Source organism: Curtobacterium sp. MCBD17_040, assembly GCF_003234805.2.
In the GTDB taxonomy this organism is placed as follows: domain Bacteria; phylum Actinomycetota; class Actinomycetes; order Actinomycetales; family Microbacteriaceae; genus Curtobacterium.
On record NZ_CP126273.1, the window covers coordinates 2,945,524 to 2,970,110 of the forward strand.

General features: G+C 69.8%; 26 protein-coding genes and 1 tRNA gene. 6 read left to right on the plus strand and 21 right to left on the minus strand.

From position 1 onward, the window contains the following. Window positions 1-66: 66 nt before the first annotated feature. The gene (locus tag DEI94_RS13740; protein WP_111026273.1) at window positions 67-513 is read right to left on the minus strand and encodes a hypothetical protein; all 447 of its coding nucleotides are present in this window, start codon (window positions 511-513) and stop codon (window positions 67-69) included. A gap of 193 nt (window positions 514-706) precedes the next feature. Here DEI94_RS13740 and DEI94_RS13745 point away from each other — a divergent pair, with 193 nt between their 5' ends. From DEI94_RS13745 to DEI94_RS13755, 3 genes are all read left to right on the plus strand, one after another. Next, window positions 707-1,972, plus strand: coding sequence for a kynureninase (locus DEI94_RS13745; RefSeq protein ID WP_111026274.1), 1,266 nt, complete (start codon window positions 707-709; stop codon window positions 1,970-1,972). Window positions 1,973-2,022: 50 nt separating this feature from the next. Further along, window positions 2,023-2,280: a hypothetical protein gene (locus tag DEI94_RS13750; protein ID WP_111010469.1), complete on the plus strand. Its 258-nt coding sequence runs from the start codon at window positions 2,023-2,025 to the stop codon at window positions 2,278-2,280. 71 nt (window positions 2,281-2,351) lie between these two features. Continuing rightward, window positions 2,352-2,570, plus strand: a complete 219-nt coding sequence (locus DEI94_RS13755; RefSeq protein ID WP_220035662.1) for a hypothetical protein — start codon at window positions 2,352-2,354, stop codon at window positions 2,568-2,570. 347 nt (window positions 2,571-2,917) lie between these two features. On the opposite strand, the gene nadE is transcribed toward DEI94_RS13755, so the two are convergent. Continuing rightward, on the minus strand, window positions 2,918-3,754 hold the full coding sequence (gene nadE / locus DEI94_RS13760; RefSeq protein ID WP_111026275.1) for an NAD(+) synthase: 837 nt from the start codon (window positions 3,752-3,754) through the stop codon (window positions 2,918-2,920). 172 nt (window positions 3,755-3,926) lie between these two features. On the opposite strand from nadE, the gene DEI94_RS13765 reads away from it, so the two are divergent. Next, complete coding sequence (locus tag DEI94_RS13765) at window positions 3,927-4,241, plus strand: immunity protein CdiI family protein (RefSeq protein WP_146244068.1); 315 nt, start codon at window positions 3,927-3,929, stop codon at window positions 4,239-4,241. A 162-nt stretch (window positions 4,242-4,403) separates the two neighbouring features. Here the strand turns inward: DEI94_RS13765 and DEI94_RS13770 are convergent, their stop codons facing one another. The 6 genes from DEI94_RS13770 to DEI94_RS13795 form a co-directional block, all read right to left on the minus strand. After that, entirely contained in the window at window positions 4,404-5,600 is a 1,197-nt protein-coding gene (locus tag DEI94_RS13770) for a glycoside hydrolase family 32 protein (RefSeq protein ID WP_181441755.1), read from the minus strand. Between the two features lie 16 nt (window positions 5,601-5,616). Beyond that, on the minus strand, window positions 5,617-6,717 hold the full coding sequence (locus DEI94_RS13775; RefSeq protein WP_111026277.1) for a glycoside hydrolase family 172 protein: 1,101 nt from the start codon (window positions 6,715-6,717) through the stop codon (window positions 5,617-5,619). 13 nt (window positions 6,718-6,730) lie between these two features. Next, window positions 6,731-7,621 (minus strand): carbohydrate ABC transporter permease, encoded by an 891-nt coding sequence (locus tag DEI94_RS13780; protein ID WP_111026278.1) that lies wholly within the window; start codon window positions 7,619-7,621, stop codon window positions 6,731-6,733. Next, complete coding sequence (locus DEI94_RS13785) at window positions 7,621-8,472, minus strand: carbohydrate ABC transporter permease (RefSeq protein WP_111010549.1); 852 nt, start codon at window positions 8,470-8,472, stop codon at window positions 7,621-7,623. Before DEI94_RS13785 ends, DEI94_RS13780 begins: the two co-directional genes overlap by 1 nt. A gap of 168 nt (window positions 8,473-8,640) precedes the next feature. Next, window positions 8,641-9,942 carry an ABC transporter substrate-binding protein gene (locus tag DEI94_RS13790; RefSeq protein ID WP_111013122.1) on the minus strand — a complete coding sequence of 434 codons (1,302 nt, stop codon included), beginning with the start codon at window positions 9,940-9,942 and terminating at the stop codon, window positions 8,641-8,643. A gap of 117 nt (window positions 9,943-10,059) precedes the next feature. Further along, window positions 10,060-11,106 (minus strand): LacI family DNA-binding transcriptional regulator, encoded by a 1,047-nt coding sequence (locus tag DEI94_RS13795; protein ID WP_258377972.1) that lies wholly within the window; start codon window positions 11,104-11,106, stop codon window positions 10,060-10,062. A 352-nt stretch (window positions 11,107-11,458) separates the two neighbouring features. Here DEI94_RS13795 and DEI94_RS13800 point away from each other — a divergent pair, with 352 nt between their 5' ends. Together DEI94_RS13800 and DEI94_RS13805 are read left to right on the plus strand one after the other, a co-directional pair. Continuing rightward, the gene (locus DEI94_RS13800) at window positions 11,459-12,493 is read left to right on the plus strand and encodes a LacI family DNA-binding transcriptional regulator (RefSeq protein WP_181441756.1); all 1,035 of its coding nucleotides are present in this window, start codon (window positions 11,459-11,461) and stop codon (window positions 12,491-12,493) included. A 39-nt stretch (window positions 12,494-12,532) separates the two neighbouring features. Beyond that, window positions 12,533-13,450: a PfkB family carbohydrate kinase gene (locus DEI94_RS13805; protein ID WP_111026281.1), complete on the plus strand. Its 918-nt coding sequence runs from the start codon at window positions 12,533-12,535 to the stop codon at window positions 13,448-13,450. Between the two features lie 135 nt (window positions 13,451-13,585). Here DEI94_RS13805 and DEI94_RS13810 read toward each other — a convergent pair whose 3' ends face one another. From DEI94_RS13810 to DEI94_RS13870, 13 genes are all read right to left on the minus strand, one after another. Beyond that, window positions 13,586-14,668, minus strand: a complete 1,083-nt coding sequence (locus DEI94_RS13810; protein ID WP_111026282.1) for a LacI family DNA-binding transcriptional regulator — start codon at window positions 14,666-14,668, stop codon at window positions 13,586-13,588. Between the two features lie 17 nt (window positions 14,669-14,685). Then, window positions 14,686-15,645: a ribokinase gene (locus DEI94_RS13815; protein ID WP_111010483.1), complete on the minus strand. Its 960-nt coding sequence runs from the start codon at window positions 15,643-15,645 to the stop codon at window positions 14,686-14,688. Beyond that, window positions 15,642-16,565: a carbohydrate ABC transporter permease gene (locus tag DEI94_RS13820; protein ID WP_258368609.1), complete on the minus strand. Its 924-nt coding sequence runs from the start codon at window positions 16,563-16,565 to the stop codon at window positions 15,642-15,644. The genes DEI94_RS13815 and DEI94_RS13820 overlap by 4 nt, the downstream gene beginning before the upstream one ends. Beyond that, on the minus strand, window positions 16,562-17,563 hold the full coding sequence (locus DEI94_RS13825) for a carbohydrate ABC transporter permease (RefSeq protein ID WP_258370128.1): 1,002 nt from the start codon (window positions 17,561-17,563) through the stop codon (window positions 16,562-16,564). Before DEI94_RS13825 ends, DEI94_RS13820 begins: the two co-directional genes overlap by 4 nt. A gap of 7 nt (window positions 17,564-17,570) precedes the next feature. Further along, window positions 17,571-18,914 (minus strand): ABC transporter substrate-binding protein, encoded by a 1,344-nt coding sequence (locus DEI94_RS13830; RefSeq protein WP_111026283.1) that lies wholly within the window; start codon window positions 18,912-18,914, stop codon window positions 17,571-17,573. 116 nt (window positions 18,915-19,030) lie between these two features. Then, the gene (locus DEI94_RS13835) at window positions 19,031-19,984 is read right to left on the minus strand and encodes a nucleoside hydrolase (protein ID WP_111010485.1); all 954 of its coding nucleotides are present in this window, start codon (window positions 19,982-19,984) and stop codon (window positions 19,031-19,033) included. 328 nt (window positions 19,985-20,312) lie between these two features. After that, entirely contained in the window at window positions 20,313-20,930 is a 618-nt protein-coding gene (locus DEI94_RS13840; protein ID WP_181441757.1) for a VanZ family protein, read from the minus strand. A gap of 64 nt (window positions 20,931-20,994) precedes the next feature. Continuing rightward, window positions 20,995-21,243 (minus strand): hypothetical protein, encoded by a 249-nt coding sequence (locus DEI94_RS13845; RefSeq protein WP_181441758.1) that lies wholly within the window; start codon window positions 21,241-21,243, stop codon window positions 20,995-20,997. A 108-nt stretch (window positions 21,244-21,351) separates the two neighbouring features. Next, complete coding sequence (locus tag DEI94_RS13850; protein ID WP_111010487.1) at window positions 21,352-21,564, minus strand: hypothetical protein; 213 nt, start codon at window positions 21,562-21,564, stop codon at window positions 21,352-21,354. After that, complete coding sequence (locus DEI94_RS13855) at window positions 21,561-21,992, minus strand: hypothetical protein (RefSeq protein WP_111026285.1); 432 nt, start codon at window positions 21,990-21,992, stop codon at window positions 21,561-21,563. The genes DEI94_RS13850 and DEI94_RS13855 overlap by 4 nt, the downstream gene beginning before the upstream one ends. Before the next feature lie 256 nt (window positions 21,993-22,248). After that, a tRNA-Arg gene (locus DEI94_RS13860) sits at window positions 22,249-22,323 on the minus strand. Between the two features lie 102 nt (window positions 22,324-22,425). After that, entirely contained in the window at window positions 22,426-23,892 is a 1,467-nt protein-coding gene (locus DEI94_RS13865; RefSeq protein WP_111026323.1) for an MDR family MFS transporter, read from the minus strand. A gap of 179 nt (window positions 23,893-24,071) precedes the next feature. Next, on the minus strand, window positions 24,072-24,566 hold the full coding sequence (locus DEI94_RS13870) for an HNH endonuclease (RefSeq protein WP_111010489.1): 495 nt from the start codon (window positions 24,564-24,566) through the stop codon (window positions 24,072-24,074). Between the last annotated feature and the right edge of the window lie 21 nt (window positions 24,567-24,587).

Below are 24,587 nucleotides of genomic sequence, written 5' to 3' on the forward strand. Positions count from 1 at the left end.
GCGATCGGCTCCTCGCCGTGGTTGATGAGGCCGAGCCACGCGCCGAACCGGCGTCCGCTCACGACCTCACGCTCGTCGGTCTGCTGCTGTGGGTCCACCACGGGTCGCTGCATCGGTGCTCCTGTCGTTCCTGACGAGGTACAACCGGACCGGGCGATGCGCATTCCCGCGCAGCGTGATCCGGCGACGCATGAGTTCGCCGTAGGGCACGGGGAGCGTCTGTCGCACCCCCCCGAGCAGCACCATCGTGCCGTCGACGCGGACCACGTCGAAGCCCGCCATCGTGAGGTCCGCGGTCGGTGTCGGCCCGAGCGCGTCGATCACGACGTCGGCGTCACCCTCGACCGTCGCGGCGATCGCCGACACGTCCGCAGCGCGGTCGCCGACGGACCGGACGGTCCGCACGCGCGGGTCGAGTGCGGCGAGCCGCTCGAGGCTGGAGGCGTTGCGCCCAGCCAGGCCGGCGTCAAACGGGTCCGCACACGGTCGGGGCGTGTCCAGCACCTGGCGCACGCGTCGTTCCTGGCGCCCGACCAGCCCGAGCAGACGCTGACCATCTACCGGCAGATCTGACGCTCGGGCCGCTGCGACCGCACTTCGGCGTCGGCCGGACGGCCCAGGGACGGAGCGCGGCCCCGCACGACGCCGTACGCTGGCTGTCCGGCGCTCGGGTCCTGACCGCCGACCGTGCCGAGGAGTCCCTGAGATGACCGACCAGACGTCCGTCGCCGACGACCGGGTCGGCAGCGACGCTCCACGGGCGACCACACCCGATTCGCTCGAACTCGACCGCACCGACCCGCTCGCGGAACACGTCGCCGCGTTCGTCCCGAGCACCGAGGTCCGTGCGTACCTCGACGGCAACTCGCTCGGGCGGCCGCTCCTCGCCACCGCCGAGCGGCTGCAGCGATTCGTGACGCACGACTGGGGCAGCCGCCTCATCCGCTCGTGGGACGAGCAGTGGATGACGCTCCCGCTCGAGCTCGGCGACCGGATCGGTGCCGTCTGCCTCGGCGCCGCGGCGGAGCAGACCGTCGTCGCGGACTCCACGACGGTGCTCCTGTACAAGACGATCCGCGCCGCCGTGGCCGCGCGGCCGGACCGCACCGAGATCGTCATCGACGACGACGACTTCCCGACCGACCGCTTCGTCGTCGAGGGCATCGCCGCCGAGTGCGGGCTCTCGGTGCGGTGGATCGCTGCCGACCCGGTCACCGGTGTGGCGGTCGAGCAGGTCGAGGAGGCCGTGTCCACGTCGACCGCGGTGGTCGTGCTGAGCCACGTCGCCTACCGCTCGGGCGTCATCGCCGACGTGCCCGGCATCACCGCGGCGGCACACGCGGTGGGCGCGCTCGTCCTCTGGGACCTGTGCCACTCGGCCGGCGTCGTGCCGACGTCGCTCGACGCGTGGGACGTCGACCTCGCCGTCGGCTGCACGTACAAGTTCCTCAACGGCGGCCCGGGCTCCCCCGCGTTCGCCTACGCCGCCGAGCGGCTGCAGGCCGACCTGCGGCAGCCGATCCAGGGGTGGATGGGCGCCGCCGACGTGTTCAGCATGGCCGACGGCTACACGCCCTCGCCGGGGATGCGCCGGCTCGTCAGCGGGACGCCGCCCGTCGTCGGCATGCTCGCGATGCAGGACATGCTCGACCTCCTCGAGCGGGTCGGCATCGACGCGGTACGCGCGAAGTCCGTCGCGCTCACCGAACACGCGATCGCGCTCGTCGACGACCTGCTCGCCCCGTTCGGCGTCGTCGTCTCCAGCCCCCGCGACGCCGACGTCCGCGGCAGCCACGTGACGATCACGCACCCGGCGTTCCGCGAGGTGACCGCGGCGCTCTGGGCGCAGGACGTCATCCCCGACCACCGGAACCCGAACGGCATCCGGCTCGGCCTCTCACCCCTGTCGACCACGTTCGCGGAGGTCCGACTGGCCGTTGAGGCGATCCGTGCCGAGCTCGCCTGGCGGTAGGAGCGCGCACGCCGCGTCGTTCCCGGTACGGTCAGCCCCGGGGGCGTGTCATGGCGGGACAGACCGCGGACGACGACCGGTCGACCCCGGCCGCGCGCATCGGGTCGTCAGCACACATCGACTCGTCGCTCGCGATCCACGAGGGCCGTTGCTGCGGACCGCCCGTCGACCACCGCCGGGCGATCCCTCGATCGGTCCTCTGGTTCCTCGGTGCCGCGGGCACCGTGCTCCTCGTGTGTCTGCTCGTCGAGCATCATCGGCTCCATCGCTCGTTCGCTCTCGCGCGCCGGGCCGTTCCGGCCTCCTGACCGGTGCCGCTCGGACGACCGCGTCCCGCTCCACGCCGTCGAGTTCTGCGGCGTCGCAGTACGCTGCCGACGTGATCCCTGCGGGCTGGACGATCAACCACTTCTCCCTGAGCAATCCCGAGGGGAAGGGGCAGGGCAGCGTCCCGGCGTTGCTTCGTCGGCTCGCCGACGCCATCGACGGCCTCGGTGACGTCGACGTGCAGGACGTCACCTTCAGCAGCAAGGTGACCGACGGCGAGGATGACCTCACCATGACGGTCTACTACCACCGGGAGCCGCGGCGACGGTAGGGCACCGTTCATCGAAGGACGACGGACGGACATCGCGACGCAGCCGGGCCGGAGCGGGGATCTGAACTGCGCGTCCCTTGCTCGAAGGCCCCGGTCCCTCGCGGAGGGCCGGAGTCGCATCGGCGGCGCAGCGCTATCGCCCGCGCGAGCGGACGAAGAGCACGGCGGCGATGGCCAACACCACGATGATCCCCGCGACGAACAGCCATGGAGGAACGCCCGCGCCGCGCTGAGGACTCACCGGCGCAGCCGCGAGGCTCACTGCTCTCACTCGATCGACCACCGGCATGTCCCCTCCTGTTCCCGACACGGTTCGTCGTGCGCGGCCTGACCAGCTCTGACGCGCCCTACGGACGCGGGCTGGCGCCGCCCCACCAGGTGTCGAACGGCGTCGCGGGGACGCGGCGCTTGTGCTCGGTGGCCCGGTAGCGGGTCTCGATCGCCTCGGCGACCTCCTCGGGCACGTCGTGGCCCTGCAGGTAGGCGTCGATCTCGGCGTAGCTGAGGCCGAGGTTCGCCTCGTCGGTCTGACCGGGCAGGTCGTCGAGCAGGTCGGCCGTGGGCGCTTTCTCGTAGAGCCGCGCCGGCGCGCCGAGGTGCTCGAGGAGCTGACGGCCCTGGCTCTTCGTCAGGCCGGTCAGCGGGGTGATGTCGACGCCGCCGTCCCCGTACTTCGTGAAGAAGCCGGTCACGGCCTCCGCGGCGTGGTCGGTGCCGACGACGAGCAGACCGCGCTGCCCGGCGACCGCGTACTGCGCGACCATCCGCATGCGGGCCTTGACGTTGCCCTTGACGAAGTCGCTCAGGGCGGTGCCCGACTCGGCGACGTCCTGGACGACGCCGTCGACCCCGTGCTCGATGTTCACGGTGATGCCCGGGTCGGCGGAGATGAAGCGGAGCGCGAGCTGCGCGTCGTCCTCGTCGGCCTGCACGCGGTACGGCATGCGCACCGTGGTGAACTCGGCCGGATGCCCCTCGGCCCGGAGCGACTCGACGGCGAGCTGGCACAGACGCCCGGCGAGCGAGGAGTCCTGACCGCCGCTGATCGCGAGCACGAAGCCCTTGGCGCCGGTGACGAGCAGGTAGTCCCGGAGGAAGGCGACACGGCGCGCCACCTCCTGCTCCGGGTCGATGACCGGCTGGACGTCGAGGTCGGCGGCGATGGCCGCTTGGAGTTCACGCACGGAACCAGTATCCCGCCGTCGGCGCCGCGGCACCCAGGGTCCTGCTCCACCGGGGGCGTCGTGGGCGACGGCCCGTCGACCGTGCTCGCGCATGACGCTTGCGCCCCCCGGCCCCTTCGGGCACGCTCAGTTCGGAGCCCCGAGGACAGGGCGGGCTGGCGAAGGGCGGGGCGTGGAATACCGACTCATGAACGAGTACACGGTGGACTGGCCGCTCTGGCGCGACGACGGCGGAGCGCCGGAGGGCGAGCCCGAGCTGTCAGAGCGGCTGGCAGCCCAGGTCCGGGACTGGGCGGCGACGTTCAACGAGCTGTACTCGTACAAGACCGGGTGGCCGGACGCGCGGACCTGTCAGGCACAACGCGCCGAGGGCGAGCACCTGGCCGCGGCCATCGCTCGGGAACTCGGCCCGGACGACTCGATCGAGCTCGACTTCTGGGAGACCGCCCACGCAGGCCGGAACGACCGGGGAACGCGGCGTCGCTGACGCTGCCAGGCGAGTGGCGGCGCCGGGTCCGTGAGCTCGATGGAGTGACGGCTCGCCGGCGCACGTCGGCGGTGGACCGCGGTCCGGGCCGCTGCACGACAGCCGGGAGCTGTCCCGCCGAGCACCGCCATGATGCACGGGTTCGGCGAGGACCGGCGGCACTCATCCGCCTTGGGCGGTCGTGGACCTGTCGGTCGGGATCGCACCGCCGAGGATCGAACCAGCGTGAGCCAGCTCGAGGATCGGGCCGTCGACCACGACCAGTGCGCCACCCTGCCGGCGCGGCATGGCCGAACGCTGACCGTCGACGAGGAACTCGAGCTCGGTCGGTGTCGCTCGGAGCGACCAGGACCCGTCGTCCGTCGCACGTTCCAGATCACCGTCGACGGCCGGATCCCAATGGATCAGGGTGCGTCCGTTGGTCGATCCAGCCAACCCGCGGCCCAGGAGACGTTCGACGCTGCCGTGCATGTCCAGCCGGAGATCGCCGTCGATCACCGAGAGCCCCCAGGGGAGACTGTGCGCCCCGACCCAGGCCCCGTCGGGGTCCGCCACGTGCCGCATCCAGAAGGTGACGCAGGGCAGGCCGTCCGCATCGTGGTAGACGGTCGGGGCGTAGTAGCTCGATCCGTAGGCGAGCGTTCCCCATCGCTGGACGTCGAACTTGCCGCCGTGCCAGCGGCCGATCCCGTACACGGTGCCGTACCCGGTGTCCGCAGCCCAGACGCTGAACATCAGCACGTCATGCCCGTCGACGGTGATCAGTTGTGGACACTCCCACAGTTCCCCCGTCCAGATCGGAGTCTGAGCGAGGGTCGATCGGGAGGCAGCGACACCGTCGAACTGCCAGTCCGTGAGGTCCACCGACGAGAACGAGAGCAGGCCGGCGACCCCGTCGGCCATGGCGCCACCGACCAGCATCCGCCAGCACCCGTCGTCCTCGAAGACGAACGGATCACGGAACGCGGTCAGTCCCAGCCCCTCGGGAGGCTCGACGACGACCGGCCCCTTGCTCCATCTGTCGAGGGAGCGGTCCTGCGTCGTCGCGACCCGGACGGTCCCCATCGCGGTGTCGGCCCCGGCCACCGACGTGTAGAACGCCAGGTGCGTGTCACTGCCCCCGTCGACGATGCTGCCGGTCCAGATCCCGTCGTCTCCGTCGCCCGGCGCGATCGCGATCGCCCTGGGTCGCAGCGACATGAGATCAGGGCCCGCCGCGTGCCCCCAGTGGATACCGGTCTCCCACTCGGTGCTGCCCGGGACGTACTGGTAAAACGCGTGGTACTCGCCGTTGGCGTGGACGAACCCGTGGGGGTCGTTGATCCACCCGTCCGCGGTGAAGTGCAGCTGCGGTCGCATGGCGTGCAGCTCCTCGTCAACGCGGCCGACGCGCGGAGGCGTCGGGGAACGTCGGGTAGGCCGCGTGCGGTTCGACTTGGTACCAGTACGCGGTCGTGCTGATGTCATCCGCACGCTCGAACAGTCCGTGCTCGGCGGCGCCGATCTGTTGCAGCGTGACCCGGAGCCGCTCTCGGAACGCGATCGGGTCCGGCAGATGCCACCGGTACAGGGCGTGCGACGGCGGCATCGCCTGCCAGAAGGGCGACCCCTTCGACTCGTCCACCCGAGACACGTGCGGGTAGCCGAAGTACGGTGCGCTGAACGGCAGCGGGTTCGGGTCCGGATGCTCGCGGAGCTCGTCCTGGAACGCCCAGGCACCGCCTGCGTAGTCCTCCAGTCCAGTACTGCAGAGCGTGGGGAACTCGTCGTCGCCGTCGAGGTAGAACTTGACCTCGCCCTCGCCCCACCAGTAGCGCTCGAGTTGCGACAGGGCGACGTAGGTGCCGACGTAGTGGCCGCGTCCGGCGACGCCGTCCAGGATCACGTGGTCTTCCCCGAGGGCGGTGGTCGCGTTGCTCCGGCGCCACTGCGCGTGGAAGCGGGCGAGGTCGTCGGGGTGCTCGTCGCCGACCGTGTAGTCGATCTGGAAGAACACCGCGCCGATCTCGTCGGGGTGTTCGCTCTCGAGGGTGATGCGCGCGGACTCGCGGAACGGCATCGGGAAGTAGGAGTTCATGCCGCCGGTGGGCGCGACGACGATCGGGATCGAGGTGACCAGAGCCCTGGCACCGAACCCGTTGCAGAAGAAGTCACCGAGGGGGACCTCGACGGAGGGGGCGCTCTCGCCGTCCCAGTACGCGCGGAGTACGAGGTTCCGGAGCACGAAGGCACCGCCGTCGGTACGGTCCGGCACCGTGATCCAGATGTGCCGGATCGTTCCTGGCCCGGCGATGTCGGCCAGCGTGATGGTCTCGCCGGCGGCGATCGGAACGAATGCGGTGCCCTTCCGGCCGGTCCCGAGGGCGGACGGGGTCCGTGCGCCTGCTCCTCGTTCGCCGGTCGGGTTCTCGGCGTTGATGGACCGGCTCTCGATCCGCTTGGGGGCGGAGAGGACGGTGTCCCAGGAGAACGACATGTGTGTGGGTTCCTTACTTGACGGCGCCTGCGGTGATGCCGCGGGTGAGGGAGCGCTGGAAGATGATGAAGAAGATCAGCGTCGGCAGGAGCGACAGCAGCGAGCCGGCGTTCTGCTCGGTGATGTCGGTCGAGAGCTGACCCTGCAGTGTCGACAACGCGATCGGGATGGTCTGCGCCGACGGGTCGGTGAGCATGATCACGGGGATGTAGAACTCGTTCCACGTCCAGATGAAGAAGAAGATCACCAGGACCGAGAGCGTCGGTCGCATGACCGGGAACACGACGCGCCACAGGATCTGCCACCGGTTGGCCCCGTCGAGGGCTGCGGCCTCGAGCAGCGACGGCTCGAACGTGCCCATGATCGACCCGAGCAAGTAGGTGCCGAAGGCGGCCTGCAGGACCGAGAAGATGATGATGACCGACCAGATCGACCCCTGGAGGCCGACCGCCTGCGCACCGTAGAACAGCGGGTAGATGATCGACTCCTGCGGGAGCATCGTCGAGAACAGCAGGACGGCGGTGATGACGGTGCCACCACGGATCCGGCCGATACCGATCGCGTACGCGGCCAGCAGGGCGATGACCACGCCGAGGATCGCGACGATCCCCGAGATGAGGATCGAGTTGACCAGCGCGACCGGGAAGTCGACGTCGGCGAGGTACTTCGCGAAGGCTGCGGTGGTGAACTGCTCTGGCCAGGCGAACGGGCCGTTGGCGGAGTAGTCGGCGCGCGTCTTGAAGGCGTTGAGGATGAGGACCAGGAAGGGCGCGGCGAGGACCACCCCGACGAGCACCGCGACCGCGAGGAGGAGCCATCGCACGGGACTCCTCCGTGTTCGCCGCGCGGGGGGTGGTGCCGGTGCTGTCGCTGGGGTCGTGGAGGTACCGATCGTTGCGGTCATCAGCGTTCCGCCCTTTCGATGCTGACGCGCTGCCACCAGAGGATGAGCGAGGCGATGATGAGGATCAGGATGGTCAGGACGGTCGCGATCGAGGAGCCGTATCCGACGCGGGAGAGCTGGAAGAAGTTGAGGTACGAGTAGTACGACGGCACGTAGGTCGAACTCTCGGGACCGCCCCCGGTGAGGATGAGGACCGGGGCGAACACCTTCAGGGCACCGACCGTCGCCGTGAGGATCACGATGAAGACCTCGGGTCGGATCTGCGGGATCGTGATCGCTCGGAACCGGCGCCACCAGCCGGCGCCGTCGACCTCCGCGGCTTCGAGCAGCTCCGGGTCGACCCGCTGCAGCCCGGACATGAAGATCACGACCGGGTACCCGATCTGCCCCCAGATCAGCACGATCATGATCGAGTACAGGGCGAGGTGCGGGTTGCCCAGCCAGTCGGGACCGTTGATGCCGACGGTGCTGAGGAGCGTGTTGATCGCACCGCTCTGCGCCCCGAGGACCCAGCTCCAGATGACTCCGGCCACGGCCACGGGAACGATCTGCGGCAGGTAGTACGTAGCACGGAGGAAACTCGCCACCCGTGGCCCGAACTTCCTGCCGAGGTAGTCGAACAGCAGCGCGGCGAGCACGAGGCCGATCGCCGTCGGGATGACGACGATCGCGACGATCATGTAGATCGAGTTCTTGAACGACGACCAGAAGAGCTCGTCGTGGAGCAGGGCCTCGTAGTTGCCGAGCCCGACGAAGTGGAACGGCGCCAGACCGCCCTTCCACTCGAACAGGCTGAAGAACAGGTTGCAGGCGAAGGGCACCAGGACGATGGCCGCGAAGCCGACGCCGATCGGGAGCAGGTACCAGTAGTAGGAGGCCGACCGTGGCCGCCGCGGTGTTGCCCGCCTGGTCGCGGGCTGCGCCAGGTCGGTGATGAGAGTGGCCACGAGTGCCCTTTCCGTGGAGGGGTGGTCCCGTGGGCCGCTGGACGGTACAGCGGCCCACGGGAAGGAGCGGGGCTACTGCAACTGCGCCTTGCCCTTGGTGTAGAACTGCTGGAACGACTTGCTGAACGCAGCGGCCGTGGTCGACTTGTTGGTCAGCGACTGCATGCCGCTCTGCTGGAAGTCGAGCAGGCCCGGCAGCGGGTAGTCGGGGAAGTACGACAGCTTGTCGCCGTCGACCAGCGTCTGGAACTGCTGGTTCAGCGCCTTGATCTGCGGGTCGGTGATCACGCTCGGATCCCCGGCCAACGGCAGGCCGGCGTTCTTGGCCATCACGTTCTGCACCTGGGGGCTCAGCGTGGTGCTGATCCAGTCGTACGCGAGCTCCTTGTTGCCGGACTTCGTGGGGACTGCCCAGAGGTGTCCGGACGACCCGACGTTGAGCTTGGCGTCCGGCAGCGCGAAGGTGCCCCAGTTGAACTTCGCCGAGGCCTTGACGTTCGAGAACGCGTTCGAGTCCTCCAGCAGCAGCGGGTTCTTCTGGCTGAGCCAGGCCTGGTCCATCTGGTCGCCGGTCACCGAGGCCAGTCGCGTGCCGAGGTACCCCTTGTCGATCCAGTCCTGGAATTGCTTGGTGCCGGTCGACCACGGGGCGGCGTCGACGTTCGGCGACCCCTTGAGGAACATGAAGTCGTCGATCTGGTCGCGCGTCGCGCCGGCGGACACGAGCGAGTACCAGGTCCAGAGCGCACCGAACCCGTTCGCGCTGCTGGCGAGCGGAGTGGTGCCCTGGTCGACGAACTTCTGCATGTCGCTCTCCAGCTCGGCACGCGTGGTCGGCGGGTTGGTGATCCCGGCCTTGGCGAACATGTCCTTGTTGTAGAACCAGACGATGAACTCGCCGATGTTCGGGATGCCGTACCAGTTGCCGCTTCCGGCGTTGCCGTCGGAGTCGTACTTCGCCAGGCTCGCGACCGAGCCCTTGATCTTCTCGTCCCAGCCGCGCTTCTCGACCTGGTCGTTGAGGTTCTCCAGCAGCCCCTGGGAAGCGAGCTGACCAGCGTCGGCGCCGCCCTTGTTGACCTCGAGGACGTCGGGGACCTTGTTCCCGGAGAGGAGGAGCTTCCCGTTCTTCTGGATGTTGCCGAAGCTCGTCGTGACGAACTTGACGTTCACGTCCGGGTGCTTCTTCTCGAAGATCGAGACGGCCTCCTTCCATCCCTTGTACTGGGCGCTGCTGCTGGCCTCGTACTGCCAGATCGTGAACGTCTTGGAACTGCTGCCGGCGTTGGAGCATCCAGTCAGGACACTGGTGGTGAGGCCGATTGCGATCAGGCCGGCGACCAGACGCCAGAGCCTGCGGGTGGTGCGTTTCATGTGAGACACCTCGTTGTGATGGGGATTTTCGGGCGCACTGAAGGAACCGTCGGTGGACGAGCGCTGCAGTGGTGGTGGGACGTCAGCCTGCCGAGGGTGATGGCGGGCGTTCTGCGATCAGGTCATGGTGGCGACGGTCCGAGGGGCGGCCACTGAAGAGCGGCGCACGATCGGACAGGGGACGATGTGTTCGCTCGGGACACGCGGTGCGTGGGGGTCCTCGAGCGCGCGCTGGATGGTGATCTTCGCGGCGAGTTCTCCCATCGCCCGGTGGGGCAACTGCACCGTGGTGAGGCCGGGTACGAGGCCGTCGGCGATGTCGAGCTGGTTGTCGAACCCGACGACCGAGAGGTCCCCGGGGATGGCGAGCCCCAACTCGTTCGCCACGTGGTAGACGGCGTTGGCCATCCGGTCGCCGAAGCAGAACACCGCGGTCGGTGGGTCGTCACGGTCGAGGAGCGCCCGTGCGGGCCCGAGTGTGTGCACGGTGCCCGCCTCGACGGCCTCGACGACGAGGGCTGGGTCGAAGGCGATCCCTGCGGCCTCGAGCGCATCCTGATAGCCCTGGAGCCGCAGGGTACGAGCCGGGAGGTCTCGTGACACCGTGCAGAAACCGATCCGGCGGTGGTCGACCGCCGTGAGTTCGGCCACCGCGGCGAACGCTCCCCCACGCTCGTCGGGGACGATCCAGTCGACCGGCGATGCGGGGTCCTCCGGTCGCCCGTCCAGGATCACCAACGGGACCCGGTCGGGGACCGCGGGCGGCACGATGACCTGGTGGTACTCGCAGGCGTAGATGAGGGCGTCGACGTTGCGTTGCAGCAGCATGGTGAGCGCGTCGCGCACCACCCGCTGATCGCCGTCCGTGTCGACGAGCAGGATGAGGTACCGCTCGTCGATCGCGACGTGCTGCGCGCCACCGATCATCTGCCCCGCGAAGGGGATGCTCGCGACGCGGTCGGAGATGAGTCCGATCGTGTGCGTCTGACGAGTCCGGAGGCCACGAGCCATGAGGTCCGGGACGTAGCCCAACGTGTCCGCGACATCGCGGACGTGCTCGACGACGGCGTCGCGGACGCGCCCCTTGTGTCGCCCGCTCAGGACCAGGGAGACGGTCGACGTGGACACACCGGCGCGTGTGGCGACGTCCTTCATCGTCAGCATGACCAACCTCCTCGTCAATCGGTTGATGTGAAGGTAAGCAGTCAACAGAGTTGACGCAAAACCCACCATCGAAATCCTCGGACAGATGCTGCGGGACGACTCGACGTGACGACCGTCCTGGTCGACCACGGCTCACCGTCGCCGATCACGCGGCGCCGTAGAGGTTCGCGTCGACGAGCATCCTCCACGGGCCCCGTCGCGGAAGACGGATGGATCGGACGACCCCTGCACGTCGAGGTCTTCCGACGCGCGCGCGTGTATGGTCCAAGCCAAGTCGTTTTGGCACGGCTCGAACGATGAGCGCCGACATGCGGCCGAGCAACCCGATCGTGGTCGAAGGGAAGGAGCGACAGTGGACCGCAGACGTGTCGGCATCAAGGACGTCGCCGCTGAGGCCGGCGTGTCGGTGACCACCGTCTCGCACATCCTCAACGACGTCGACTTCCTGCGCGCGAGCGAGGAGACCCGCGAACGGGTCAAGGACGCCGCGAAGCGGCTCGGCTACGGCCCGAATCGCATGGCGCGGGGCTTGCGCATGCAGCGGTCCGAGATGATCGGGCTCCTCAGCGAGGAGATCGCGACCACGCCGCACGCCGGACGCATCATCCTCGGTGCACAGAACGCCGCGCGCCGGCATGGTCTGACACTCGTGATCATCAACACCGAGCGCGACGACGTCGCTGCGAACGCGACCGCGCTCATCCGGCAGCAGGTCGACGGTGTCCTCTACGCCACGATGTTCCACCGCGAGATCACGCCGCCGACCGAACTCGACGGGATCCCCACCGTCGTCATCGACTCCACGGATCGGACGGGCACACATCCCGCCGTCGCCCCCAATGAGCGCGGCGGTGCACGGGCCGCCATGCAGGAGCTCCTGACGCACGGCCATCGCCGGATCGGTTTCATGAACAACGTCGACGACGTCCCGGCCACGCGGGAACGCCTCGCGGGATACCGGGAGAGCCTGCAGCAGGCGGGCATCGCGATCGATGAGGCGCTCGTCCACGCGGCACCGTCCGAGAGCCCCGGAGGGTACGAGGCCGCGCGCGCGCTCCTCGGACTCGCGGACCGCCCGACCGCCCTGTTCTGCTACAACGACCGGATGGCGATGGGCGCCTACCGTGCCGCCGCCGAGATGGGCCTGCGCATCCCCCAGGACGTCTCGATCGTCGGGTTCGACAACCAGGAGATCATCGCGGAAGGGCTCTTCCCGGCACTGACGACGGTGGCCCTCCCGCACTACGAGATGGGCGAGTGGGCCCTCGAGCGACTCGTCCAGCTGCAGGGCGGGAGCCCAGCGGACGACCACACGGCGGACACCGAGCCGGTGTTCCTGCCCTGCCCGATCGTCCGCCGTGAATCGATAGCCACTCCCCCGAGATGACGATGCGACGGTGATCCCACCGCGCAGCGAAGGATTGTGATGAACCCCTCCTCCCCACCTGCCCTGGTCCTCGGTGAGGCCCTCATCGACGCGGTCGTCGACGCGGCCGGGAGCCGGCTGACCCCAGGCGGAAGCCCGATGAACGTGGCCGTGGGGCTCGCCCGACTCGGTGTTCCCGTCACGCTCGCCACGCAGTTCGGTGATGACGAGTACGGCCGCCTGATCGCTGCGCACCTCGCGAAGGACCACGTCACCGTCGACCGTGCAGACGGTCGGACATCGGTGGCCCGTGCCGAGCTCAACGCGGACGGTTCCGCGCGATACGACTTCGACATCGAGTGGGATCGGGGTGCGCCGGTCACTGCCACCGTGCCCGCGGTCGCGCACACGGGGTCCATCGGCGCGTTCCTGCAGCCCGGAAACCGGGCAGCGGCCGATCTGTTCCGCCAGCTTCCCCCGTCGACGATCCGCAGCTTCGACCCGAACATACGGCCGGCCCTGCTCGATCGGGAGGCAGCGCTCGAGCAGTTCCACCTCCTCGTCGGTCGCGCGCACGTCGTCAAGCTCAGTGACGAAGACGCCGAGTGGATCCATCCCGGCGTCGACCCGGACGGCGTCCTCGATCGCCTCCTCGACGCCGGAGTCCGGCTCGCTGCGATCACGAGGGGCGCGGCCGGGTCGGTCATCGCCGGTGCCGCCGGCCGGGTGGAGGTGTCGGCACCAACCGTGGATGTGGCCGACACCATCGGAGCGGGAGACGCGTACATGTCGGGCCTGCTCTTCGCGCTGCTGCGGGGCGACGGTCTCCGCCGGGTACGGGACGCAACAGTGGATGCGACCACGCTGGCCCGAGTGGGCGCGGTCGCTGCCGCGTCGGCGGCGGTGGCCGTGAGCCGGCCGGGGGCGAACCCTCCGACACCGGGTGAGCTCCTCGCCGCCACCGAGGAACCGGCATAGGATCCGCACATCGCCTGACGTCCGGGATGACGAACACCGGCCGGGCGCTTGTGCGTCCCGGCTCGTCGGGGCACCTCCGTGCGGACCGTCCGCCTGCCCCACTCGGAGCGTCGTCGCGCCCCGAGTCGAACCGCGTCACCTGCTCGCCGGTCTCCCGGTCGTCGTCCCGTGGTCCACGGCCGACGGGGCGAGGAGCTCGCACCCGCAGCTCCGGCCGACGACGAGGTTCCCACGGAGCCGACTGCGCGCTGCCGGAGCCGTCGGGTCCGCGATGCCTGCGATGAGCTGCCGGGCGGCGAGTTCCGCGATCAGCTCGACGTCCTGCCGCACCGTCGACAGCGGCGGCACAGTGTACGGGGCGATCCGCGTGCCTCCCACTGCGACGACGGCGACGTCCTCGGGGACGCGGAGCCCGAGCTCCGCACAGGCGGAGATGACGCCGACCGCCTGGGCGTCGTTCGTGGCGAAGACGGCGGTGGGGCCGCGGCCGTGGACGACCCAGGGACGACCGTGACTGCTCAGGAGCTGCATGGCGGCCGAGTACCCACCCTCCTCCGAGATCTCCCCGTAGGCGAGCAGTTCCGGTCCGGAGGGCAGTCCCTCGCTCCCGGTCGCGGTGCGCCACCCGGCGATGCGCTCCGCCTCGCTGGTGAGCCGCGGCGTCCCGGCGATGCAGGCGACCAGCATGTGCCCGTGCTGCAGGACCAGGTGCCCGACGGCGGTCGCGGCGTCCAACGCGTCCTGAGCGCTCACGGTCGACCAGCCCGGATGGGTCCCCGCTCCGTCGAGACTCACCACGGGACGATCGGCCTGCCACGTCGGGGTGCTGGCGAGCGAGACCCCGGGGGCGAACACGAGGCCGTCGACGTTGCGGTCGATGAACGACTGCAGGTACCGCTCCTCACGTGCCCGGTCGAAGTACGTGTTGCCGGTGAGCACGAGGTAGCCCCGAGCGCTGAACTGCCGCTCCACCGACTCCCCGAGTTCCGCCATGAACGGATCGCGGGGGTTCGGCGTGAGGTACCCGATCGACCGGGTGCTGCCGTTGCGGAGCGACGACGCGATGGCGTTCGGTCGGTACCCGAGGTCGGCGATCGCCGCCTCGACCCGCTCGCGGGTGGTGGCGGAGACGGGGCGCGGCCCGTTGTTGATGACGTAGCTCACGACGGCGGGCGAGACCCCCGCAGCCCGAGCGACGTCCGACCGTGTCACTGGCATGGGTCGATCTTCCCGCGTCAGCTGATCGGTCCGGTGACGGCCCTCTCCGTCGTGAGGTCGGCGAGCGTCGGGTACGAGGACTGCGCCCCCGGCGTGCGGACCGCGAACGTCCCGGCGGCCACACCGATCGCGGTCGCCTCGCCGAGCCCGCCGCCGCGCGCGAGCGTCGCCGCGAGTGCACCGACGAACGCGTCGCCGGCGCCGGTCGTGTCGACGACCCGGTCCGGTGGCGTGGCGGGGAGGTGCCCCTCGCCTCCCGAGTCGGCCCAGCAGGCGCCCTGCGCGCCGAGGGTGATGACCACCGAACGGGCGGTACCGAGCAGGGTGCGGACCGCCGCAGCGGCCTGCTCCGGATCCGCGATGGGCCGCCCGACGAGCGCGGTCGCCTCGGACTCGTTGAGCACCAGTGGGTCGCAGACCGCGAGCAGGTCGTCCGGGAGGCGCTGGTACGGAGCGAGGTTGAGCACGCACCGCGCTCCCGCCTCCACCCCCGCCCGGAGCGCCGTCGCGATGATCTGCGGTCGGAGCTCCGCCTGCACGACGACGATCGCCCGCTCGGCCTCCGCCGCGAGGCGTCGCACCGTCCGGTCGACGCGGCTCGCGGTGAGCGCGAAGTTCGTGCCGGGCACCACCGTGATCGCGTTCTCGCCGGAGTCGTACACCGACACGAGCGCGAGTCCCGTCCGACCGCGGTCGATGATCTCGACCTCCGAGGTGTCGACGCCCTCGCTCCGCAGGCCGCGGAGGAGGTCGGTGCCGTCCGGGTCGTCACCGACGCTGGCGACGAAGCTCACGTCGCCGTTGAGCCGTGCTGCGGCGACGGCCTGGTTCGCTCCCTTGCCACCGGGCTGTCGCAGGAGGTCCTGGGCGAGGACCGTCTCCCCCGGCGCAGGCGGAGCGGTCACCCGCACGATGTAGTCCTGGTTGGCCGAGCCGACGACGATGATGTGCGCGGATCCCGGCGCTTCCGTGCTCACTTCTCACCACTTCCGATCGACAGCCGGCCGAAGAACCGCTGCAGGATGAAGAGACTGATCGCCGGCACGAGCGACAGCAGGACGGCACCCGCGAAGTTCTCGCCGTAGTTCGCGCTGTGCTCCCCGAACGTCGACGCGAGCGCCACCGGCGCGAGCTGCTTCGAGTCGTCGGTCACGACCAGCAGCGGCCACAGGTACGAGGTCCACTGCGCGAGGAAGATGAGCAGGGCGGAGTTCGTCAGCGCCGGACCGGACATGCGGAGGTACAACGAGAAGAGGATCTTCGGCTCGCTCGCGCCGTCGAGCATGGCGGCTTCTCGATAGGAAACCGGGATGCCGAGGAACGCCTGCCGGAGGTTGAAGATGGCCAGGCCGTTCCCGATCCCGGGCAGGATCAGACCGATGAGGCTGTTGCCGAGCCCCCAGTCCGTGAACTGCTGCGCCAGCGGGATGGCGATCGCCTCGAAGGGGACCATGAAGCTGATCACGATGACGGCGAAGACGACGTTCCGTCCGCGGAACCGGTACACGGCGAGCGGGTACGCGGCGGCCGCGGACACGAGGATCCCGACGACGACGGACGCGATGCACACGATCGCCGAGTTGAGGAGCGCCGTGCCGAAGCCGTCGTGGACGAGCAGCCCGACGTAGTTCTGCACCGTCACCCGCGAGGGGACGAACAGGCGCCAGGTCAACGGCGACATGGTCGTGAGCACGTCCATGTTCGGCCGGAAGGACCCGATGAGGATCCACAGCGCCGGGAGCATGAATACGGCGCTGACGACGATCGCGACGACCGTCAGCACGAAGCGGGTCGTCGACCACCGCCGCCGACGGGGTGCTCCGGGTGACGCGACGTCGTCGCTCACGGTCGACGCGACCGCGGCCGGGAGGCCCACCATGCCGCTGTCGGCCGTCATGCGTCCTCTCCGTCCTCGCGGAGCAGCCGGAACTGCAGGACGACGAACACCAGCATGATCACGGTCAGCACGATCACCTCGGCCGAGCCGAGGTTCTGGCTGCCGTACCCGTAGGTGGTCCGGTACGCGTCGAACATGAGCAGCGTGGTGCTGTCCTGCGGTCCACCGTTCGTCAGCAGCTGCACGGGCACGAACAGCACGAAGTTCGCGACCGTGTCGGCGACGAGCACGAACAGCAGCTGTCGACGGAGCATCGGCAGGGTGATCCGCAGGAACGTCCGGACGGGACCGGCGCGGTCGAGCTTGGCCGCTTCGTAGAGCTCGCCCGGGATCGCCTGGATGCCGGACACCAGGAACATCATCCAGTAGCCGATGCCGATCCAGGACGCGACGATGATGATGCAGGCCAGCGCCTGCCGCGGCGAGGTGAGGAACGGCTGCGTGCCGCCGCCGATCGCGGTGATCGCAGCGTTGATCGGCCCCTGCGGGTTGAACGCCGCGCCCCACGCGATGCACGATCCGACGATCGGGATCGTCACCGGCACGACGAGGAGCGTCCGCCAGAGCCCGACGAGCGGGATCCGCTGCGTGAGGAGCACGGCGACGAGGAGCGCGACCACGATCTGCAGCGGGTTGATGACGACGTTGAACAGGAGCGTGCGGCCGACCGTCGCCAGGAAGGCCGGATCGCCGAACAGCGACTCGTAGTTGCCGAGTCCGGTGAAGGTCGGGGGGATGAGGCCGCCCGGGAACGCCTTGAGCAGGCTGGACCCGACGGCGTCGATCGTCGGGGCGACCCGCAGGACGGCGAGGGCGATGACCGCGGGGGCGAGGAACACGATGCCCCAGACGAGCTCGCGTCGTGCGCCCGCGCGGCCGGTGCGGCGCCGGACCGGGACGGGCGTGCCGAAGCGGTTGCGGACCTCCCGGGGTGCGGTCCGGGGACCGGGGCGGCGCGTGCGGGCCGCCCCGGTCGTGGTGTCGGTGGTCGAGATCACGGGCGGCCTACTTGTACTTCGCCCAGGCGGTCGTCAGCTTCGCCTTCGCGGCGTCGAGCGCCTGCTTCGGGTCGGCCCCGTTCCGGATGTCCGAGTAGGCCTGGTTGATGATGGACTCGAACTCGATGTAGCCGATCGTCTTGACGCGCGACACCGCGGTCTGCGACGTCTCGTGGTTGATGATCTTCGCCGCGTCGGCCCCTGCAGCCGACTGGAACACGGGCTTGTCGAAGTAGAGCTGCTTGCCCTTGACGTTCGCGGCGAGCTCCGGGTTGCTCCGGTAGCGGATGTAGCCCGAGCCGTTGTCGACCGCGAGCCACTTCATGAACACCGCGGTGGCGTCCTTCTGCTTGCTGAAGGGGTTCATCGCGACGGACCACGAACCGGTCGGCGTCGCGACCTGCTTGCTGTCCGCGAATGCGGGCATCGGTGCCACGCCCCAGTGCACCTTCGACGCCTGGAGCTCCGGCAGGAGCCAGGGCCCCTCGACCGAGTACGCCACCTGGCCGGCGAGGAACGCGGGGTCGGTCTGGTCAGCGGTCATGCCCTTCGGAGCCGCGCCCGAGGCGAAGATCGAGCGGTACCACGTCATCGCCTTCACCCACGCGCTGTTGGTGAAGTCCGGCGTCAGGTTGTCCTTGCCGTCCGCCCCGACCGAGCCTCCGAGCTGGACCGAGAGCGGCTCGAGCTGGTAGTAGCGGTCGAACTGGCCGAACGTCATGCCGTACTGCGCGCCGGCCTGCTTGGCCTTCAGCGCGTCGGACGCCAGGTCCTGCCAGGTCATCCGGCTGCTCGTGGACGCGGAGGGTGTGGGGAGCCCGGCCTTCGCCAGCAGGTCCTTGTTGTAGTACAGGAGTTGCGTGGAGTTCGCGATCGGGAGGGCGTACAGCTTGCCCTTCTGGACGCCCGTCTCGTACGACACCTTGTCGAACGACGACGAGTACTTGCCGAACTGGGACGTCAGGTCCTCGGCCTCACCGCGGCTCGCCAGCGCGGCGATGCGCGGCTGGTCCGCCCAGTAGAGGTCCGGGTCGCCGCCCTTGTTCGACACGTGCGAGTCGACGGTCGAGTTGAGGGAGTCGAACGGCACGGTCTGCCACTTGATCGTGATGTTCGGGTGTGCCTTCTCGAACGCGTCGACGACCGGCTGCATGTTGTCCGGGGACTTGAGGCTGAGGATGCTGAGCACCTTGACGGTGGTCTTCGGGTCCTTCGACGGGATGGACCAGCTCCCCGAGGAGGATGCGGCACCCCCGCCGCTCGAGCATCCGGTCAGGGCGAGTGCGCCGGCGATGACGCCGGCGGCGGTGACGAGCAGCCGACGACGGCCGTGGTGGACGTGTGATCGCATTGGTCCCTCCATTGGGTGTGCGGATCGTGGGTACGGTGAACGGCCCGGCGCCCGGGGCGGGCGACGGTTGTGGCGGGCGGCGGGCGGAGCGGGTGCCGGTCGGGCGCTCCGACGGCTCAGAGGTCGGCGATGCGCCCCAGGAAGTGGTCGGTGAACGCGGCGACGTCGACCTCGGTCGCGATCCTGCAGTTCGGCGCGGGTGCGTCCGGCCCGTGCCCGAGGTCGGTGACGAGCACGCCGCGCGCGAGTCCGTCGCCGGTGACGACGTCGACCGCGGCGTCGACCCAGGTGAGGAACTCGGGGTGCGTCAGCGCCGCGACGGCGAGCGGGTCGTGCATCGCGCACGAATCGCGGTTGCGCGGGTCGCCCGGGTCGCGCTCGGCGATGTGGTCGATCCACGCGTTCGTCGATTCGCCCGCGAGGGCGGCGAAGTCGCGGCCCGAGTCGGTGAGACGACGAGCGTCGTCGCGGGTGAGTCGGACCTGCAACGTGACGTCGAGACCGACCCACCGCTGGGGCGCACCGGACCGCAGCACGGTCGCGGCGGCTTCGGGGTCCACCCACACGTTGAACTCGCCCGGCATGCTCCGGTGGGCCATGGTCCCGAGGAACACGCCGCCCATCATCACGATCTCCTTGACCGACGACGCCAGTCGTGGCTCCATCGTGAGGGCGAGCGCGATGTTCGTCAGCGGCCCGATCGCGCAGATCGTGATCTCGCCCGGGTTCGCCATCACGTGTTCGATGATCCGGTGCGCCGCGTGGCCCGGGTCGGGCTCCAGGCCGACCCCGTACGTGCTGACGACCTCGGGAGACGGCTCACGCCGGCGCTCCGGGTGGACGAGCGGCGTCGGGGCGCCCTTGACGACCGGGACGTCGATGCCCAGCCGACGGCGGAGTTCGAGCGTCAGGAGCGTGGCGCTCTCGACGTCGGTGTTCCCGTTGACGGTGGTGACCAGTTCGAGGTCGATCTCGGGTTCCGCGACCGCGAGGGCGAGCGCGAACCCGTCATCGATGTCGCTGCCCGGGGCACCCATGGCGAGGTCGGTGTCGAGGATGAGACGAGTCATCGCGAACTCCCTTGTTCAACTCGTGTTGCGTCGCTTCCTGACTGCGAGTTAACACGAGTTGCGCGGCGCGGACAAGGGGGGATCCAGAAATGGTCGGGCGAGAGACCTCGGTGGGCGTCAGCGTCGGCACTCCGGTCGATCACCGCAGTGGCGCGGGCTCGGCCGTCCCGTCTCCTCCGGGGACGGCTTCCACACCAGCCCCCACCGAGCTCCCTCGGCACGAACTCCGAGGAGGAGCCACCCTGCCGCGGCCCCCTGGAGAGCGGACCCGTTGATCGCTCGGGTCGCTCATCAGGCCACGCCGGTCGGATCGCCCGACCGCGATCCGTCAGTGCAGACCTGATCCCCACCGGGAGCGGGCTGAGGTTCCGCGCTTCCCGGGCCTCGGTGACCTCGGGTCCGGACTCGGACACCACACGAACGGCGTCGCGACGCGCGAGAGCTGTGGTACGCGCGACAGGAGGCGGACGACCGCGATCCCCACGAGCGCCCCGACGGTGTTGCCGATCACGTCGTCGATGTCGGCGACACGCCCCGTGCTCATGGTCATGTCGCCGACGAGCTGGACCACTTCGATCGTGACGCTCAGCAGGAACGCGATGGTCCCGAGTCGGATGACGGATCCCCGGACGAGGAACGGCAGGAGCACCCCGATCGGAACGAACAGGACGATGTTGAGGACCATGCCCGACGGGTCGCGCGGCACGGTCGCCACCGGGATGAGTTGCACGAACACCGGCCATGGCGGGAGCGTGGCTCGTTCCGCACCGAGGACGATCGGGGCGGGGAACAGCACCGACCGGAGCAGCACGATCCCGAACAGGCAGGCGGCGCCAGCGGTGATCGTGCGCGAGAGGGTCAGACGGTCGCGCTGCCGCAGCCGCCACAACAGGAGCACCCAGACGACGATCGCGGCAGGGATGAGGACGGGCAGCGCGGGAACCACGGACGGCAGGTTATCGGCGACGCTCGCGCGGTGCCTGCGCGGGCGGAGGTCGTGGCAGCTGCCGTCAATGGTTCCTGCGGCGCTGCGCAGACAGGGCGCGAACCCATCGGAGCCAGCCTTCCAGCTCGGCTCGTGCTGCTTCCACACTGTGGTGACTTCCCTCGACGGTCCCGTCGAGGGAACGCGCCGCGAAGCCCTGCTCGTGGGTCACCATGCCGACGAGGTGTCCTCCGAGGAACGCGTCGAGACCATCATCGGCTTCCACCCACGCCAGATCGTGGAACGCGTCGGTCCCGGCTGGCAGATCGCTCATGGTTCGTCCTCGCGATCCTCGGGGGGCGAGCGGTTCGAGATGAGGCTGCCGCGGTGCTGCTCGGCTCGAGAAGATCCACGCGCGGATCGCGGGGTCCCGGTCGATCGCCTACCGGTGGACGTCGGCCGTGGAGCGCGATTGGGGCCGCTGCACGATGACGACCGGGCAACCGGGCCCACCCTGGTAGACGAGCGTGCCGCCCCCGTCGAGGTCGACGTGCTTCACACCGGGGTCGTTGACCAACGAGTCGAGCTGCCGGCCATCGGCCACGACGTCGAGGCGGTACTCGCGGCCGCCCACGACCGCGTACACGTCGTTCACGCTCGACCCCGGGGCGTGAAGGAGATCCGTTCCGCGGCGCGGGTCACTTCCTTCGCCCGCGCATCACGGTCCTCGGCCTCGCCCTGTGCCACATCGATCCGTCGCTGCTTCTCCACGGCCACGTTCCGGCTGATCTCATCGACCACCGTTGCGATCTCCTCCGCGAGACCCTGCTCGAGCTCTTCCAACGAGGTGTGACCGATCAGGAGGCGACGATCGGCGATCTCGAGCGTGACCTCGGGGTACCCCGCGGTCGCCATGGCGTTCCGGACACTGCTCGTGACGATCGCCTGGGCCTCCATGGGTTCGGGACGACGGTTGAACACCGCCGGGACGGTGTACCGCGCCGACGAGGCGGGGAGCGGGTTGGGGAGGCCAGAGGCCACGACGCCGGCGAGAGCCAGGGATTGGAGATGGGTGTCGGTCATGATGTCGCCGCTTCCGTCGACGGCTCCCGCACGCTCGCGCTCGAGAGGATCCCGAGCGGATCTGTGGTGGCCGCTCCTCGAGCCTCCTCTCGCCGCCTGGAAGCGCGCCTGCGACCCATGGGCAGCGCGCGGATCAGTCGGAGAAACCGGCGGACGAGGTGTGCGGGGGGGTCGCCGGGGGCAGGAGGAGGGACCTCTCAAGGGCGCGGCTACCGAGCTGGCTGGACCTTCGATCCCGGCACGGCGACGACGACGGTGGTGCCCCTGGAGGGACTCGAACCCCCAACCCTTTCCTTAGGACGGAACTGCTCTTCCATTGAGCTACAGAGGCAGGCGCCAGCCACTCTACCGGCCCCACCACGCACGGACGGGAGGCGCGACACCAGCCGGTGCCGCGCCTCCCGTCCGATCGATGTGGAGGGTGGGGCGGCTCCTACGCGGACGCCACCGGCTGCTCGGCCCCGGCCTCGGCCCGCCCGGTCGCGGGCGCAGCGCCGAGCGCCGGCTCCGCGTCCTCAGCGGCCCCGGCGGCAGACGCCACCCCGCCCTGCGCCGCCCGCCGGTGCCCCGGCAGGAACAGCACGGCGACCAGGAGCACGACGGCGATCGCGGCGATCGCGACGAACACCAGGTGCATCGCGGTCATGAGCCCGGCGCCCTCGGGGACGCCGGCGGCGTTGAGCTGCACGTGCGCGTTGACGACCGCGCCGAACACCGCGACGCCGATGGCCGAACCCATCGAGCGGGCGAACATGTTCGTGCCGGTCACGGCACCGCGCTCGCTCCAGGTGGCAGATGACTGGGCGGCGATCAGGGTCGGCACGGCGGTCAGGCCCATGCCCGCGCCGATGACGAAGCAGAACAGGGCGACGAGCCAGATCGACGAGTGCACGGCGAGCGTGATGGTGAGCACCGCACCGATGAGCACGAGCGTCGACCCGATGACCGAGGTGACGCGGAACCCGAACCGCAGGTAGAAGCGCCCGGCCTGCGACGCCGAGATCGGCCATCCGAGAGTGAGCGCCGCGAGCGCGAACCCGGCGATCAGGGCCGAGGCCCCGAGGACGTCCTGCGCGTAGATCGGCACGTACGTGGACAGGCCCATCACGATGACGCCGATGATGAGTGACGCGATCGTGGACGCGGCGACCACGCGCCGCTTCAGCAGGCCGAGCGAGAAGATCGGCTGCGCGACGCGGAGCTCGACGACGACGAACGCGACCAGGAGGACCGCGGCGGCGATGAAGATCGCGAACGACGCGGGGGCGTCCCAGGCCCACGACGTCCCGCCCTCGAGCAGACCGAGCAGGAGCGCGGTCGTCCCGCCGCCGAGCAGGGCCGCGCCGAGGTAGTCGATGCGCTGCCGGTCCTGCGACGCGTCACGCTGCTCGTGGTAGGCGCGGATGAGCATGACGCCGGCGACGATGGCGAGCGGGATGTTGATCCAGAAGATCCACCGCCACGCGCCGATCTGGCTGAACAGGCCACCGAGGGTCGGCCCGACGACCGAGGCGATGCCCCAGACCGAAGCGAGGTAGCCCTGCGTCTTCGCGCGCTCCTCGAGCGTGTAGATGTCGCTCGTGATCGTCATCGAGATCGGCAGGACGGCGCCCGCGCCGAGGCCCTGCACGACCCGCGCCAGGATGAGGACGGGCATCGACCACGCGGCGCCACACAGCACCGAGCCGAGCAGGAACAGGCCGATCCCGACGAGCAGCAGACGCTTGCGGCCGAGCACGTCGGCGAGGCGGCCGTAGATCGGTACCGAGACCGCCTGCGCGAGCAGGTACACCGAGAACAGCCAGGGCAGCTGCTGGAAGTGCCCGAGGTCCTTGGCGATGGACGACGACGCCGTCGCGATGATCGTGGAGTCGAGGGCGACCAGTGCGGTCGCGAGCATCAGGGCCAGGAGGATCGGGCCGCGCTCGGAGCGCAGGCCCACGCCGGAGCGAGCAGGAGGTGCAGAGGGTGCAGACACCTCGGGGGCAACTCCGAGCGCTGGTTCAGCATTCCGCAGACACGCCGGACGGGAGGCCCGGCACCCGCTGGCCCCGTCCCTCCCGTCCGACGCGCGTCCGGTCAGGCGGCGGCGAGGTACTCGTCCCAGTCCGGCTGCGGCCGCTCGATGCCGCGCACGATCCACGCCGTGCCGTGCGGAGCACGTGGGCGGAAGCGCAGCGTCCAGCCCATCTCGTGCGGCGTGCGGTCACCCTTGACGTTGTTGCACGCCAGGCAGCAGGCGACGAGGTTCTCCCACGAGTCCGCACCGCCGCGGGACTTCGGGTGCACGTGGTCGATCGTCGTGGCGTGCCGGTTGCAGTAGGCGCAACGGTTGCCGTCGCGGCGCAGCACCCCGCGGCGGGACACGGGGACGAGCCGGCTCTGCGGGATGCGCACGTACCGGGTGAGGACGATGACCGACGGCCGGTCGTAGCTCGTGGTGGAGCCGAAGACCGGGTGGTCGGCGTCGGCGGTGATGACGGTGGCCTTCTGGTTCATGACCAGGACGAGGGCCCGTCGGAACGAGATCACCGCGAGGGGTTCGTAACCGGCGTTGAGGACGAGAGTGCGCATGGGGTCCCTTCCGACGTGCCT